16 protein-coding genes and 2 other annotated features are annotated in these 14822 nt (G+C 42.6%); of the genes, 13 read left to right on the forward strand and 3 right to left on the reverse strand.

Annotated elements, in window-relative coordinates; genetic code table 11:
- Positions 1 to 231 precede the first annotated feature (231 nt).
- The 12 genes from ACXAFV_RS14135 (at position 232) to ACXAFV_RS14190 (ending at position 11003) form a co-directional block, all read left to right on the forward strand.
- Complete coding sequence (locus tag ACXAFV_RS14135) at positions 232 to 510, forward strand: YhdT family protein (protein WP_475127377.1); 279 nt, start codon at positions 232 to 234, stop codon at positions 508 to 510.
- Positions 503 to 1933 carry a sodium/pantothenate symporter gene (gene panF / locus ACXAFV_RS14140; protein ID WP_475127924.1) on the forward strand — a complete coding sequence of 477 codons (1431 nt, stop codon included), beginning with the start codon at positions 503 to 505 and terminating at the stop codon, positions 1931 to 1933. Before ACXAFV_RS14135 ends, panF begins: the two co-directional genes overlap by 8 nt.
- A 93-nt stretch (positions 1934 to 2026) precedes the next feature.
- Positions 2027 to 2887: a GNAT family N-acetyltransferase gene (locus ACXAFV_RS14145; protein WP_475127378.1), complete on the forward strand. Its 861-nt coding sequence runs from the start codon at positions 2027 to 2029 to the stop codon at positions 2885 to 2887.
- 76 nt (positions 2888 to 2963) lie between these two features.
- Positions 2964 to 3210 (forward strand) — a binding site (T-box leader).
- Positions 3211 to 3255: 45 nt separating this feature from the next.
- Positions 3256 to 3506 (forward strand) — a binding site (T-box leader).
- A gap of 57 nt (positions 3507 to 3563) precedes the next feature.
- A complete protein-coding gene (gene trpE / locus ACXAFV_RS14150; protein ID WP_475127379.1) occupies positions 3564 to 4949 on the forward strand; it encodes an anthranilate synthase component I in 1386 nt (461 codons plus the stop codon).
- Positions 4946 to 5557, forward strand: a complete 612-nt coding sequence (locus ACXAFV_RS14155) for an anthranilate synthase component II (protein WP_475127380.1) — start codon at positions 4946 to 4948, stop codon at positions 5555 to 5557. Before trpE ends, ACXAFV_RS14155 begins: the two co-directional genes overlap by 4 nt.
- Positions 5529 to 6554 carry an anthranilate phosphoribosyltransferase gene (gene trpD, locus ACXAFV_RS14160; protein ID WP_475127382.1) on the forward strand — a complete coding sequence of 342 codons (1026 nt, stop codon included), beginning with the start codon at positions 5529 to 5531 and terminating at the stop codon, positions 6552 to 6554. Before ACXAFV_RS14155 ends, trpD begins: the two co-directional genes overlap by 29 nt.
- Positions 6555 to 7343, forward strand: a complete 789-nt coding sequence (trpC, locus tag ACXAFV_RS14165; protein WP_475127383.1) for an indole-3-glycerol phosphate synthase TrpC — start codon at positions 6555 to 6557, stop codon at positions 7341 to 7343. It begins immediately after the preceding gene.
- Positions 7340 to 7972: a phosphoribosylanthranilate isomerase gene (locus ACXAFV_RS14170; RefSeq protein WP_475127384.1), complete on the forward strand. Its 633-nt coding sequence runs from the start codon at positions 7340 to 7342 to the stop codon at positions 7970 to 7972. Before trpC ends, ACXAFV_RS14170 begins: the two co-directional genes overlap by 4 nt.
- A gap of 2 nt (positions 7973 to 7974) precedes the next feature.
- The gene (gene trpB, locus ACXAFV_RS14175; RefSeq protein ID WP_475127386.1) at positions 7975 to 9177 is read left to right on the forward strand and encodes a tryptophan synthase subunit beta; all 1203 of its coding nucleotides are present in this window, start codon (positions 7975 to 7977) and stop codon (positions 9175 to 9177) included.
- Entirely contained in the window at positions 9170 to 9964 is a 795-nt protein-coding gene (gene trpA, locus ACXAFV_RS14180) for a tryptophan synthase subunit alpha (RefSeq protein WP_475127388.1), read from the forward strand. Before trpB ends, trpA begins: the two co-directional genes overlap by 8 nt.
- Positions 9965 to 10109: 145 nt before the next feature.
- The gene (locus ACXAFV_RS14185; RefSeq protein ID WP_475127389.1) at positions 10110 to 10283 is read left to right on the forward strand and encodes a hypothetical protein; all 174 of its coding nucleotides are present in this window, start codon (positions 10110 to 10112) and stop codon (positions 10281 to 10283) included.
- 354 nt (positions 10284 to 10637) lie between these two features.
- Entirely contained in the window at positions 10638 to 11003 is a 366-nt protein-coding gene (locus tag ACXAFV_RS14190; protein ID WP_475127391.1) for a VOC family protein, read from the forward strand.
- 68 nt (positions 11004 to 11071) lie between these two features.
- On the opposite strand, the gene ACXAFV_RS14195 is transcribed toward ACXAFV_RS14190, so the two are convergent.
- Positions 11072 to 11671, reverse strand: a complete 600-nt coding sequence (locus ACXAFV_RS14195; RefSeq protein ID WP_475127392.1) for a class I SAM-dependent methyltransferase — start codon at positions 11669 to 11671, stop codon at positions 11072 to 11074.
- Positions 11672 to 11779: 108 nt separating this feature from the next.
- Between ACXAFV_RS14195 and ACXAFV_RS14200 the strand changes: the two genes are divergently transcribed.
- A complete protein-coding gene (locus tag ACXAFV_RS14200; protein WP_475127393.1) occupies positions 11780 to 12274 on the forward strand; it encodes a metallophosphoesterase family protein in 495 nt (164 codons plus the stop codon).
- Positions 12275 to 12322: 48 nt separating this feature from the next.
- Here ACXAFV_RS14200 and ACXAFV_RS14205 read toward each other — a convergent pair whose 3' ends face one another.
- Together ACXAFV_RS14205 and ACXAFV_RS14210 are read right to left on the reverse strand one after the other, a co-directional pair.
- Positions 12323 to 13147 (reverse strand): GNAT family N-acetyltransferase, encoded by an 825-nt coding sequence (locus ACXAFV_RS14205; protein ID WP_475127395.1) that lies wholly within the window; start codon positions 13145 to 13147, stop codon positions 12323 to 12325.
- A gap of 152 nt (positions 13148 to 13299) precedes the next feature.
- A complete protein-coding gene (locus ACXAFV_RS14210; RefSeq protein ID WP_475127397.1) occupies positions 13300 to 14361 on the reverse strand; it encodes a DUF3900 domain-containing protein in 1062 nt (353 codons plus the stop codon).
- Positions 14362 to 14822: the final 461 nt, after the last annotated feature.

Here is a 14822-nt window from a genome sequence, read left to right on the forward strand (position 1 = left end):
ATTGAAAATCATTCTCAATGAAATTACAAGAGTTTCCCCCTCTTTCTTTTTATATTGGAGAATGGTTCATGATTACCCCCCTTTAATAAATCGTAGAGACAATCCCGGAGCGCAAAGCTTCGGGATTGTCTTTTTTTCTTCTGAAAATAGGGAAGTTATTGCAATTCGCTGCCTACTGTCGTAAATTGTAAAAGAATGTGCACATCGGAATGATAAAGGAGGGAGATGAGAGTGAATGAAAAAGAAGATAAACGGTTTCATATCGCTCACCGCGAAGCTTTAATCGGAGTTGGCCTTGTTGTGATAAATTTTTTATGGTGGTACGGCTTTGCGTTTGGACTTGGCGATGGCCCCGTCACAGATTATGACTGGATCATGGGAATGCCTGCGTGGTTTTTCTACAGCTGCATTGCAGGTTTTCTGCTGATGGTTGTTTTAGTGGTGTTGGTTGTAAGATATTTGCTTACAGATATTCCTTTTGATGGAGATGAGGGTGAATATCGTGAATAGTATGGCATTGATTCCTATGATCGTCTTTTTAATTATTATTTTTATTGTTGGAGTCTATTCATCAAGGAAAATCGGGAAAGCAGATTCTTTCGTACAGGATTACTTCCTGGGAAGCAGGCAGCTTGGCGGTTTCATTCTGGCTATGACCATGATTGCTACATATGGAAGTGCGAGCAGTTTCATTGGTGGACCCGGTGCAGCTTATTCATTTGGCTTATCCTGGGTACTTCTTGCAATGTCCCAAGTGGTAACCGGATACTTTGTCCTTCTTGTACTCGGGAAAAAGTTTGCGATCATGTCTCGGAAATATAATGCTGTTACGTTGGTCGATTACTTGCAAGGACGTTATCAAAATCATTACATAACAATCCTTTCCGCTGTAAGCATCATTATTTTCCTGTTTTCTGCGATGATTGCGCAATGGGTCGGGGGAGCTAGATTAATAGAATCTTTAACGGGTCTCTCTTATAAGAGTGCGTTATTTCTATTTGCCATTTCAGTGCTTGTATATGTCATCATCGGCGGATTCAGGGCTGTGGCCGTCACTGATGCAATACAAGGGGTCGTGATGCTTGGTGGTACGATCATCTTATTGATTGCTACGATCATTGCAGGAGGCGGCATGGAAAATATCATGATGGATCTAAAAGCGGAAAACCCCAATCTTTTAAGTCCGAATGGTGCAAATGGGGAGTTGAGTGCAAGATATATTTCTTCCTTTTGGATCCTGGTAGGGGTAGGGGTCATAGGTCTCCCACAAGTAGCTGTAAGGGCCATGAGCTATAAAAACTCTCGCTCCCTGCACCGAGCCCTGGTCATCGGGACGATTGTAGTCGGCTCGATTATGCTCGGGATGCATCTAATCGGGGTTCTGGCACGTGCGGTGATGCCCGGAGTGGAGGTTGCCGATAAAGTCATGCCTCTGCTTGCCTTGGAAGTACTGCCTCCGTGGCTGGCAGGGATCGTACTTGCCGCCCCAATGGCAGCCATAATGTCAACGGTCGATTCGCTGTTATTGATTGTCTCATCTGCCATCGTGAAAGATCTTTATATGAATTTTGTAAACAAAGAGGCAGAGGAAAAAACGGTTAAAAAGATGAGCTTCCTTGTGACATCCATTACAGGGATTGCTGTATTCCTGATGGCATTAAGTCCGCCAGAGCTCATCATCTGGCTGAATCTATTTTCATTCGGAGGCTTGGAAGCAGTGTTCATCTGGCCTATTGTACTAGGTTTATACTGGAAGACTGGAAATGCCTATGGAGCGCTGGCCTCCATGCTATCAGGATTGATTTCATACATTATATTTCACAGTTTCCTGCCAAACTATCTGGATATGCACACCGTCGTATTCCCGATACTCATATCCTTCTTCATGTATATAACAGTTTCGCTGCTCACAAAGAGAAAATTATTATATTAGAGTTTGGAGGAGATTCCTTAGTTGGAATCTCCCTTTATTTATTTAAAGGAAAATGATAAAAGAAGATAGAATTCTAAAGAAGGGGTGAGGAAAATGAGTTGGAAGCTGACAAAATATAACGATATCAATAGCTTTTACAGCCGTGTGTATCCGTTTCTTCTAACGAAGGAAGCTGAAAATAATTTACCACTGGGGCTGTTGAATAATATCAAGACCGGTGACAGGTATAAAGACCCTCTTCTCATTAGCGTGGAGGGTGAAGGTTCCCAGGTTAAGGGTGCTTTCATCATGACACCGCCGCATCATTTGGTGGCAGTTCTTGAAATGGATGACAAAGATTACCACACCATTGCAGAAGAACTGAATAAACTTTTAAGTAAGGAAGGATTAGCGGTCCCGGGATTCGTCTCTGAAAAGACTACCGCACAAAAACTTACTGAAGCATGGTGCAATCTGAAAGGCTGTAATCATGAAATCGGTATGAATCAACGTATATACAAGTTGAATCAAGTAAATGATAGTGCATCCCCTGAAGGTAGATTAGTTACACCGAAGGAGAAAGATCTCCTCCTTCTGGCTAAATGGGTAAAGGCTTTTACTGAAGAGACAGGGGTACACATTTTATCCGAACATGAAGCTCTTGAAAGGGCGCAGGATATGATTTCTAATGAAAAGTACCTCTATTTTTGGAAAGTTGATGGGGAACCTGTTTCCATGGCAAGAGGCGGGAGATGGACAGATAGGGGGATCACCGTGAATTTTGTCTATACCCCGAAGCCACATAGGAGGAATGGATATGCGTCCGCCGTTGTAGCAGGGTTGAGCAGGTTATTGCTAAAAGAGTTTGAATTCTGTACGTTGTACACTGACTTGGAGAATCCGACTTCCAACAAGATCTATATGGAGATCGGATATGAGCCAATCGGTGATTCACTGATGGTAAATATTAAGTGAATTCAAAAAAATGTTCATGTTTTGTGTTGACATCTAAAGTGAAACGGATTAGTATAGAAAACAATAATTCAATGAGCGAATGGCGTTGACGAAGAGAAGTACCCTTTGCAGACACTTAAGAGAGCTAGTGGCCGGTGTGAACTAGTGTGAATGCTTTGGGGAATGGACTTCCGAGCCTCCAAACCGAAATCCCTTGGAGAGTAGGCTTTGGCGAATGTCTTATCGTTACAAAAGACACGCATTCAAGCTATGGACTTCGATGCGGAAGAGTGGACTGTTCAGGCAGTCAACAAAGGTGGCACCACGGGTATCTCGTCCTTTTTATAAGGAATGAGATGCCCTTTTTTATTGTTTCTAAAATAACATATAGTAAATCGTCGAATAAGAGTAGTAAGCTTAAGTGAAGCTTTACAGAGAGTCAAGGAGCGGTGAGACCTTGGCAGGATAGCTTAAGTCGAATGGACTTATGAGAGATGACTTGAAAAGTGAAGTAGGGTCATACGGGATTCCACCGTTATATGGATAGAATATCGGGATTTAAACCCTGTATTCGAAATGAAGAGGGAGTAAATTTGTTACTCCAATCTGAGGTGGCACCGCGGTCAGCATCGTCCTCTATAAGCACATTACATCTGTGTTTATAGGGGACTTTTTTATTTGATTGGAGGAATGGAAAGTGAAACAGCAGGAAGCAGTCAATTATGCAGTGAAAGAATTAAATGGTGATCTATACACGCCCATTTCCCTTTATCAGTCCTTGAAGGGATCTAAAAAGTTTTTGCTCGAAAGTTCATTGAAGCATGAGCAGTCAGGAAGATATTCCTTCGTTGGAAGCGACCCTTATTTAGAATGTAAAGCACACGGAGATGAAGTACAAATCGTAAATCACAAGACAGGTGAAAAAGAAGAGCGCAAAGGTAATCCGATAGAAATTATCCAACATCTCGTCCCTCATGTAGATCAACAGGATCTTGATTTACCTTTTGCAGGAGGAGGCATCGGATACCTCGGGTATGACTCGATCAGGCAGTATGAAGATATCGGGCCCGTGCCTCATGATGAATTAAATATGCCCGATCTTCATTTAATGTTTTACGAAAAAGTGATTGTTTTCGATCATGCTGAACAAAAAATGTATATCGTAGTCCTGGATGCAGAAAAAGGCAAGCTTGAAGAAAAGCTGAATGAAGTCGAAAACCAGATTACAAATGTTTACCTTGATGTCAAAAAAGTACAGCTGAAAGGACTGCAGTTTCAATCTCAACTATCTGAACAGGAGTTTATCGAAAAAATTAAAACAGCTAAAGAATATATCAGGAATGGAGATATTTTTCAGGTCGTACTTTCTCAAAGAATGCAGGCATCTTTTACTGAAGATTCGTTCAGCTTCTACAGAAGGCTGCGACAATCCAACCCGTCACCATACATGTTCTTCATAGACTTTGAAGATTATGTGGTACTCGGGGCATCACCTGAAAGCCTGGTAAAAGTACAAGGCCGGAGGATTACAACCAACCCAATAGCTGGAACGAGAAAAAGAGGGGCCACCGAAGAGGAAGACCACCTTTTGGAAAATGAACTGGCTTCAGACGAGAAGGAAGTGGCTGAGCACAGGATGCTTGTCGATTTAGGGAGAAACGATTTAGGAAAGGTGTGCGAACCCGGATCGATCAAATTATCAAAATACATGCTGGTGGAGCGGTATAAATATGTGATGCATCTGGTATCCGAAGTGAAAGGAATTCTCAAAGAAGAGGTTACTGCTCTCGAAGCCTTGGTAAGCTGCTTACCGGCCGGAACAGTAAGTGGTGCTCCAAAAATCAGGGCCATGCAGATTATTAATGAACTTGAGGTAAAAAAGAGAGGGGTTTACTCAGGAGCCATCGGTTATATAGGGGTGAACGGCAACCTTGATTTTGCCTTGGCGATCAGGACGCTCGTATTGAAGGATAATACTGCTTATGTTCAGGCTGGCGCCGGTATTGTTTATGACTCTGATCCTAAAAGTGAATATGAAGAAACGATCAATAAAGCCAAATCTTTATTGGAGGTGGGAGTATGATCCTGCTCATCGACAATTATGATTCCTTCACGTATAACCTGTATCAGTATTTAAAGGAACTTGGTGAGGAAGTTCTAATAAAAAGAAATGATCAAATCACAATCGAAGAAATTCAGGAGCTGAATCCATCCGGAATCATTTTGTCTCCCGGACCTGGAACACCTGAAAATGCGGGTATCTGCATCGATATTATACAGAATCTTCACTCTAGCGTGCCGATTCTGGGTGTGTGCTTGGGCCATCAGGCAATCGGAGCGGCCTTTGGTGCAAACATCGTGATTGCAGACCACATCATGCATGGTAAAACATCCCTGATACGTCATAACGGTCATGGAATATTCCAATATTTAAGTCAGCCATTGAGTGTGATGAGATATCATTCGCTGGTCATAGAAAGAGATTCCCTTCCGCCACAGTTCGAAACTGCTGCCGTATCGATGGATGACAAAGAAATCATGGCTATAAAACATATACGTTACCCTGTTTTCGGGGTACAATTTCACCCGGAATCGATAGGGACTGCTACTGGCAGAAAAATGCTGAATAATTTTATAGATGAGATGAGAAAGGGGAATACCCGTGAAACAGTTTCTACAAAAGCTATCTAACGGACATTCATTAGAGAGAGATGAGATGAGAAGAGCAGCATACGAACTATTCAGTGACGAAACGACAGATAGTCAAATCGCGTGTTTCTTGACACTGTTGAAAACAAAAGGTGAATCAGTGGACGAAATAACAGGGCTGGTCGAAGTGCTCAGGGAAAAGGCCTTGCCTGTAAGAAACAATATGAGTGGAGTATTGGATAACTGCGGGACCGGTGGAGACGGCTCCAACAGTTTCAATATCAGTACAACGAGTGCATTTGTTTTGGCCGGTGCGGGAGTGAAGGTGGCAAAGCATGGAAACAGAAGCATTTCAAGTAAAACCGGCAGTGCCGACGTACTGGAGAACCTGGGAGTGTCTCTGGACTTCCATGCAAATGATATCAACACCCTTCTGACAGAGTGTAATATCGCATTTCTTTATGCCCCACTCATCCATTCAGGGCTTAAGAGAATCATGAAAGTCAGAAAGGAAATGAAAATTCCAACAATCTTTAATCTGATCGGTCCTTTGACAAATCCGGTGGAGCTTGAAACTCAGCTGATCGGGGTGTACAGGAGAGATAAGCTTGAGACGATGGCCAGGGTATTAGACCAATTAGGGAGAAAAAGGGCGATTGTTTTAAACGGGGCGGATTACATGGATGAGGCTTCACTAGCAGGAGAAAATTATCTAGTGCTGCTCGATAACGGCAGCATCACTTCTTTTACCTTGAAAGGGGAAGATGTCGGACTGCCCCATTATCCCAATTCAATGATCAGAGGGGGAGAAGCTGCTGATAACGCGTTAATTCTTCAAGCGGTCTTAGAAGGGGAAGAAGGACCGTATCTTGACACCGTTTTATTCAACGCAGGAATTGCTTTATTTGCACATGGCAGTGTATCTACGGTAGCAGAGGGAATCAAAGCGGCCCGGGAAAGCATTTTCTCAGGAAAAGCGAAAGAAATCCTTCACTCGCTGATTACGTTCAGTGGGCAAAAGAGAAAGCAGGTGATCTAAGTGTCTACCATCCTTCAAGAAATCATAAATAGGAAAAGCGGCGAAATAAAAGAACTGAAAGAACAGGGTTTCAAAACATATAATCAGTCATTGAAGCATTCGGGCGGTTTATATGATTCTCTAGTAAAAGCAGACAGACTGCAGGTGATTGCAGAAATAAAACGGGCTTCACCTTCCAAAGGAGATATCAAAGTGGAGGTTGATCCCGTCGAACAGGCAAAGGATTATGAACGAGCAGGTGCCGCCGCCATTTCAGTTTTAACGGACACCCCTTACTTTAAAGGAACGATGAATGACCTGGCAGAGGTCAGGAAGCAGGTCAGCCTCCCTATTCTATGCAAGGATTTCATCATTGATCCCATACAGATCGACAGGGCTCATGATGCTGGTGCCAACATCATCCTTCTGATTGTAGCCGCCCTTGATATATCAACTCTTCACTATTTGTTCGACTATGCAGAAAATCTGGGGCTTGAAGTATTGGTAGAAGTCCACAATGAAGAAGAAATGAGAATTGCTTTGGAAATGGGTGCGAGCATAATCGGCATCAATAATCGCAACTTAAAAACGTTTGAAGTAAGCTTGGATGTAACGGAGAACCTGGCAGCCATGATTAACAATAAAAAAATCGTCCTGATCAGTGAAAGCGGGATTAAAAATGAATCTGATTGTGAAAGAGCGGCAAAAGCCGGTGCTCATGGAGTATTGGTCGGAGAGACCTTGATGAGAAGTGAGGATAGTGGAAAGACCCTCTCCTCCCTTCAAGTGTTAAGGGGTGGAGTGTTATGACAAAAGTAAAGGTATGCGGGATACAGCATTTGGAAGCGGCTCAATGGGCGGTGGAAGCAGGTGCAGATGCCGTGGGCTTCATTTTTGCCGACAGCAGACGAAGAATTTCAGTGGAAAAGGCGGCTGCCATCTCTGATTCAATTCCCGAAGGTATTCTTAAAATCGGTGTATTTGTGAATGCATCTAAGGAGGAACTGGAATCCATCGTACAAAAGGTGAATCTCAACTATGTTCAACTGCACGGAGATGAAAGTCCGGCATTTTGCAGTAACCTAAACGTTCCTTATATAAAGGCAGTTGCGGTTAAAGAAAAGAGAGATTTAAATACCCTGCCGCATTATAGTGGCAAATTCGTGCTTGTTGACAGTGGAAAAGGACCGTACAGGGGAGGCAACGGGACCTCTTTCGACTGGGATTATCTTAAAAATTATCACTCCAGTAATCATAAATTGATACTCGCAGGAGGCTTGAAGAAGGATAACGTAAGGAAGGCAATCAGCATAGTAAAACCTTATATGGTCGATGTTTCAAGCGGAGTGGAAAGCGGCGGAATCAAAGATAAAGAAAAGATATTGGATTTCATTAATGAAGTAAGAGCCATAAAAACAGATAGTGAAAGCGGGGAATGACAATGATTTATGCACAGCCGGACCAAAAGGGGTTATTTGGACAGTTTGGTGGAAAATATGTTCCTGAAACATTGATGAAAGCAGTAAAGGAACTTGAAGCGGCTTATAATGAAGCTTCACAGGACGAAGAATTCCAGCAGAAGCTGGGGTATTATCTTAAGGAATATGTCGGGAGGGAGAATCCACTTTACTTTGCGGAAAATTTAACGGAAAAAACAGGCGGGGCAAAACTGTATCTGAAAAGGGAAGACCTAAACCATACCGGAGCCCACAAGATCAATAACACAATTGGTCAGGCCCTCTTGGCCGAACGGATGGGCAAGCGGAAGATTGTAGCCGAAACCGGGGCGGGTCAGCATGGGGTAGCCACCGCTACAGTTTGTGCGCTTCTGAACCTTGAGTGTGTCATTTTTATGGGTGAAGAAGATATCAGAAGGCAAAAATTGAATGTTTTCCGAATGGAACTGCTTGGTGCCAAAGTGATCAGTGTTACGGCAGGAAGCGCCACATTGAAAGATGCAGTCAACGAAGCCCTGCGTTACTGGGTCACGAATGTGGAGGATACTCACTATATTATCGGATCGGTTCTTGGTCCACATCCGTTCCCAAAAATGGTACGGGATTTTCAAAGTGTAATTGGAAAGGAAACGAAGAAACAATTTTTCGAAAAAGAAAACTCACTCCCGCAGGCGATTGTGGCGTGCGTAGGGGGAGGAAGCAACGCAATCGGGATGTTCCACCCGTTTATTGAAGATAAAGATGTTCAATTGTATGGGGTCGAAGCTGCCGGTTCCGGCCTCGATTCAGATAAACATGCGGCAACCCTTACGAAAGGAACGCCGGGGATACTTCACGGGAGCTTAATGTATCTCCTCCAGGATGATGATGGCCAGATTCAGGAAGCCCATTCTGTCTCTGCCGGGCTGGATTATCCCGGGGTCGGTCCCGAACACAGCTATTTGAAGGATATTAATAGAGTCCAATATACTTCAATCTCTGACAAAGAAGCATTGGATGCGTTCAAGCAGTTGTCTCAAACAGAAGGGATCATTCCCGCATTGGAAAGCTCACATGCTGTTGCCTATGCGTTGAATTTAGCAAAGGATATGAATCCGGGCGAATCGGTCGTCATTTGTCTGTCGGGAAGAGGAGATAAAGACGTGGAACAAGTGAAGGAATTGCTGGGAGGTAATGAGAATGGGTAAGGTTTTCATGGAACAGGCATTTCAATATGAATTGGATAAAGGAAATAAATTGTTCATCCCCTATATCATGGCAGGAGATGGGGGGATCGAGAGTTTTATAGATACATTGAAACAACTCGAGGAAGCCGGGGCGACGGCCATCGAAGTCGGCATCCCCTTCTCAGATCCGGTCGCTGATGGCCCTACAATCCAGAAAGCAGGAAAAAGGGCTCTCGAAAAAGGAGTCACCTTGCAGCAGGTATTGGATGAGTTAGTCCGGAGACGAGAAGAAATTGGCGTACCACTAGTGTTCATGACGTACATCAATCCGGTTTTTAAATACGGCATTGACCGCTTTTTCACTCGATGTGAAGAAGCTGGAGTGGACGGGCTGATTATCCCGGATCTGCCAGTTGAGCACCTTGATTTGGTCTCGGCGCCTGCTGAGAAACACGGGATAGCAATCATTCAGCTTGCAACCTTGACCAGTTCCCGTGAACGGATCAGTGAACTTGCAAATCTGACGGAAGGATTTTTGTATGCCGTGACCATAAACGGTACGACAGGGGCGAGAAATGCTGTTAATGAAAAGATTGGCGATCATCTGCAAATACTAAAAGAATATAGTAAAGTACCTGTCCTTGCTGGCTTTGGTATCTCCACCCCTGAGCATGTAAAAGGGATGACCGAGAATTGTGACGGAGTTGTAGTCGGGAGCCGGATCATCGACCTCCTTCAGGAGAACAGGCTCAGCGAAATAAAAGAATTAATCGATGCAGTGAAAGTGAATTCGCTCCAAAGTAAATGATTCACATATTATTTTGTAAACTTGATGGTTATTAAGTAAACGAGGTTTAAAGATAGGTTAATTTATGGTAAAAAGACTTTTCTATCGGTGAAAAATCGATATGATAGAGGTGTATTACAAATGCATCTTATTAGGAGGTCTTTACATGAAATCAATGAAGAAATGGTTATTAATGCTTTTGACGTCGGTATCAGTAATTGGATTTGCAGCAGGATGCAGCGGGGAAACAGAAGAAGATACAGGAACAGAAGAACAAATGGAAGAAGAGTCTAATACAGAAGAAGAGTCAAATACTGAAGAAAGCAACACTGAAGAATAAATAGCTGAACAGTCAGTCCTTTTGGGGGCTGGCTGTTTTTTACTGTCCGGCGGCTATTGATCCTAGTAACTTGTTTCACTCTCCTGAGAGAAAAGAAACTTTACATATTTCTTGTCTTTGATCAAGTGTCCTCATTGATGAAGAAAGGCAGGTATTTTTGTCGCAAAATATACATATTGGGGTATAAAGTAATAGCGGTATTAAGAGACTACTCTAAAATTGTACCTCTTTATGTGGTGGTTTTTTAGTTTAATCCCAGCTTCTTTTTGTTGTCTCTTTTGGAAAATTCAGTTAATGTTAAATTGACAATCCATTTCTAAGATGTTTTTTTGGATAAATAAGGAGGCTTTTATTTTGATAGTAAATAAAATTAATACTGTATTTATTCCTGTTGCCGACTTGAGAAAATCTGTGGATTGGTACGGGCAGATACTGGGATTAAAGATTGATCAAGAGCAATATCGTGAAATAGATGGACTGCCTGTCTATACATTTTCCATGGGGGAGACATCTCTGACTCTAGAAAAAGAAGAGTCATATATGCCGTCAGCATCCACCGTGCCGATTTGTAACATTCATACAACGGAAATAGGAAGAGTAAGAGAAGACTTCCTTTCAAGAGGTGTGGCTGTAGAATCAGAAATTGTCACATTCCCTGATTTTTCCTATTTTAATTTTCGGGATTTGAACGGTAATTTGTTGATGATTTGCACAGGATAATTGATGGTTGGTTAAGATTCCAGCTGCACAATAAAAAACCTTCCAGAAGGATTATGGGAGGTTAACCATTATTTAGTGCACTTTACAGAAACAGTTAATGCAGGACGTACTTTTTTATAAGATATTTGAACGCTTTTGAATCCTGCACCGTCCAAATCGTTCGAAATTTGTTCTGCGTAACTGTGGGCTCTGCTGTCTTTTTCTTCCTCACCCCTGGGTTGTACGGTAATAACCAGGGTTCCGCCGGGTTTGAGCATTTGATGTAAATGGGATAGAGCTTTTTCCGCGTCATTCCACAGTGGATAATTATTCACAGAAAAAATATGGTCATATTCCTCGTCCTTTATATGGAATTGAGAAATGTCCTGGACAAATAAACGGACTCTGCCTTCCTCGATGGCTGCCTTGTTTTTTTGGTGGGCAGCCTCCTTCATCGTGGATGATATGTCGACTCCGTCTACCTTCGAGCCACGATAATCTTGTATGATTTTATTGATGCAATAACCAGGTCCGAATCCTACTTCAAGGATGTGGTCTCCTTTTTTGATGGGCAGCCGCTGAATGGACCACTTATTGATTCTCCGGTTGTCGAATTCCATTACCTTTCCGACGATCCACCCCAGGATTCCCTTCGGTCTCTTGAATTGCTTTTGCAGTGAAAATAGCATGTTATCCCCTCGTTTATGCTTGATAATTGCATCTTTCCACCAACCAGCCATTTTGAAACATCAAACAACCCCAATAGTTTTGATTTTTAATATCGAAAGGAGAAGAAGATGAAAATAACCATACTTTCAGACACACACTTGCCTAAGAAGGGAAAAGGATTTCCGGTCGATTTAGTGAATGATCTTAATGATAGTGAACGGATCATTCATGCCGGGGATTTTCAAACTGTTGACACTCATAACATTTTGATGGAATACGGGGAAATGACCGGAGTGGCAGGAAATGTTGATGAAGAGGGATTACAGGAAATGCTCCCTAAGAAAAGGAAATTGGTATTAAATGGAATCAGAATAGGGGTCGTCCATGGAGACGGCAGCGGCAAGACTACTGAAAAAAGAGCAGAGGAAGCTTTTAATGACGATCCGGTTGATTTAATCGTCTTTGGACATTCCCATATTCCTTATCTACGGTACCATCAAGGCGTATTATTATTTAACCCGGGTTCACCGACAGATAAGCGCAGGCAGCCGATGTATTCCCATGGGGTGCTTAACATTGAAGACGAATCCAAGTGGTCCATCCAGCATAAGTTTTACTCATGAAAAAGGGTGGTGAAAGGTCAGCAGCACCTTATTACCACCCGATTGAGGTCAAATATTGTATCTATAATAATCCTGGCTGTATATCGTTTTAAAACCGCTTTTTTCGTATAGCTTCAATGCATTGCTGTTCGTCGCTGCAACGTCAAGGAATATATCCTGTGTCCATTGGGATTCCTCTCTGACAGTAAGCGAGAGTGCCTTTCGTCCGATCCCCATACCTTGAAATGAAGGCTCAACCGCAAATCCATAGATGAAACTCTGCCCCTGCATTCGCTGTACCCGGATTTTCCCGACAGCTTTTCCGCCAGCTTCGATCATCAAACTTCTTTGTCCGGTTTCCTTACTAATCTGCTTCATCCTGGATTCAGCATCAGAGTGGCTAGTACCGAAACATTCGATGTCTAATTTGATGCAAAAGGGAATATCCTCATCCCTCATTTGTCTGGTAACGATATTCTCCGTCAAGGGTAGATGACAACTCGGATCCCATTTCATTTCATACTCTGTGAAGTCATATGCTGCCCCAATCGAAGAAGCGAATATTTTGCCAGATTGAGACGTACCGGGGACATTGATTAGAAGGGAACTCGCATCCCTGTGTTTCAATGACTCCAGCGCTTCGCTGAACATGTGATGAAAGATTCCCCGTTTCCTGGTCAGGGGATGAACCATCCCGCACAATTCATATCGATTGCCGAAACCATAAAGAGCAAGATATCCGGACAATTGATTCTTATCGTAAAAAAAATAATCATCTTTTAGAGAACCTCTTTGTGCAAGCATGTCCCAATTCAATTTCAACTTTATCCCATCATGGTCTTCACAAATATCCTGGAGGGATTTGATATCGTTAAGCTGATTCTTATTTAACATGTTAACTCTCCTGTAAAAGATAGAATTTTCTTACTAATTTTATTTGATATCCATCTTTAAAACAACTGTTTTTTTTATTTTTTGAAAAAACTCCATAAACAATGGGACCGGAACATTAAAAAAGTCACGGGAAGTTCCGTGACTTTTTTAATCTATTCTTTTGTTTCTATTCGCTGGATTACTTCATGCAGGTCGTCTGGTTTTAAAAATTCCAACGGTGAGAAACCTTTTTCGAACATTACCGAATCGCTTTCGATCATAAGGACATATTTGCCGTTCACTTTCGCTAAATGAATGCTGTCACCGAAGTCGGAGAGAAGGGCTTTTACCGAAACATGATCAAGCTTGACTTTCAATTCCACTTCTGGAGAATGCTCGACAATTTGAGATGCAGCCTCGACTACCTGCTCGGTGGAGAAACGTTCCTGCAGCTCCCGTTTCGGACTGATCGCCCATTCCTCCATTGCCTGTTCGAACTCCACCCGTTCATCGCTTTCTTCTACATATGTTTCTTCAATATGTTCCTTCACCATGCCGTATACTTGGGACTTCACGATCTCTGGCATCGATTTCTCATATTCGACCCACTTAAGGAAGTCTTCAAAGTAGCGTGCATGGGATGCTTGATGGATTTTCAGTTCAGCGGAATCCATCATTCCTTCTTCAGGCATGTAAGGGTATTGAATCGATTTCATATTTTTAGTGGTGATGGCCATTTCGACATTGTGAATCAGGGTGGATGCATCTGTAATTCTTGCCACCTTTGGTTCAAAGTCACACTTCATTATGAACACAAAAGGTTCATCGAAGAATTTTGTCAGTTTTGCAGTAGCTACTAATAAAGCTCCACCACGAATCGCACTTGTCTCGATATACATTTGAACAATCTGGTCACAAGCATCCCTGAACGTCTCCTTATCTTCAGCGGATCTCGTCTTATGAAATAAATTGTAGTTTGGATTGGAAGTTAGTTCATGGCCCGGTTCTACTATAAACCGTCCGATTTTGGTAGGGGCTGAATCCGACTTGGCGTGACGGTCAACCTTTCTTTTTACAATTTTCGTTAGTTCCCCATCCAGGAATGTCTTCAGATGGCTTTCCTCGTATTGTTCGGAAGAAAGTGTTTGAAAGTGTTTATAATGTTTATCTGCTTCTTCACCTTTTCCATCTACTTGAATCAAATAAAAAGAAAGATGTTGAATCGTAAAATCCATTTTTGTGCTCCATTTCTTTGTGGATGATTTTCTCTCTGAGAACCCCTTATAATTTTTCAGTATAAGAAAGGAAAAATGGTTCGTCAATTCACTAATGAAACTTATTCTTTGGAGAGATACTAAATTTGATTGAAGTCCTTTTTATAAAGGGTCTGTTAAAGGCCGCTGTAGATTTCCGTGCAAGACTTCGCTTTCCGCGGGTGACACGTGAGCCTCCTCGTCGCTACGCTCCTGCGGGATAGAAAAGCGGAGGGGCTTTGTTCAGAGGCGGGTGGCATAAGGCGAATCGTCCAAGAAGGCGTTTTTTGCCTTCTTGGACGATTTGACTTATGACATGTGCCTCTAAGCCCGGAGCTGGACAAGTCTCACAATAGTCACTTCTCCCGCAGGAGTCTTCGTCTTGCACTCCAATCAACAGTTAGAAACATTCAAAAACCAACAATAATCTTTAACACAACCAA

It is taken from the genome of Rossellomorea sp. ABR4_012 (genome assembly GCF_056159545.1).

What these genes read in the sequence shown, in the direction of transcription:
- ACXAFV_RS14185 (WP_475127389.1), top strand. Translation starts at nt 10,110, where the DNA reads ATGAAATCAATGAAGAAATGGTTATTAATGCTTTTGACGTCGGTATCA.
- ACXAFV_RS14200 (WP_475127393.1), top strand. Translation starts at nt 11,780, where the DNA reads ATGAAAATAACCATACTTTCAGACACACACTTGCCTAAGAAGGGAAAA.
- ACXAFV_RS14170 (WP_475127384.1), top strand. Translation starts at nt 7,340, where the DNA reads ATGACAAAAGTAAAGGTATGCGGGATACAGCATTTGGAAGCGGCTCAA.
- trpB (WP_475127386.1), top strand. Translation starts at nt 7,975, where the DNA reads ATGATTTATGCACAGCCGGACCAAAAGGGGTTATTTGGACAGTTTGGT.
- ACXAFV_RS14205 (WP_475127395.1), bottom strand. Translation starts at nt 13,147, where the DNA reads ATGTTAAATAAGAATCAGCTTAACGATATCAAATCCCTCCAGGATATT.
- ACXAFV_RS14195 (WP_475127392.1), bottom strand. Translation starts at nt 11,671, where the DNA reads ATGCTATTTTCACTGCAAAAGCAATTCAAGAGACCGAAGGGAATCCTG.
- trpA (WP_475127388.1), top strand. Translation starts at nt 9,170, where the DNA reads ATGGGTAAGGTTTTCATGGAACAGGCATTTCAATATGAATTGGATAAA.
- ACXAFV_RS14210 (WP_475127397.1), bottom strand. Translation starts at nt 14,361, where the DNA reads ATGGATTTTACGATTCAACATCTTTCTTTTTATTTGATTCAAGTAGAT.
- ACXAFV_RS14155 (WP_475127380.1), top strand. Translation starts at nt 4,946, where the DNA reads ATGATCCTGCTCATCGACAATTATGATTCCTTCACGTATAACCTGTAT.
- ACXAFV_RS14145 (WP_475127378.1), top strand. Translation starts at nt 2,027, where the DNA reads ATGAGTTGGAAGCTGACAAAATATAACGATATCAATAGCTTTTACAGC.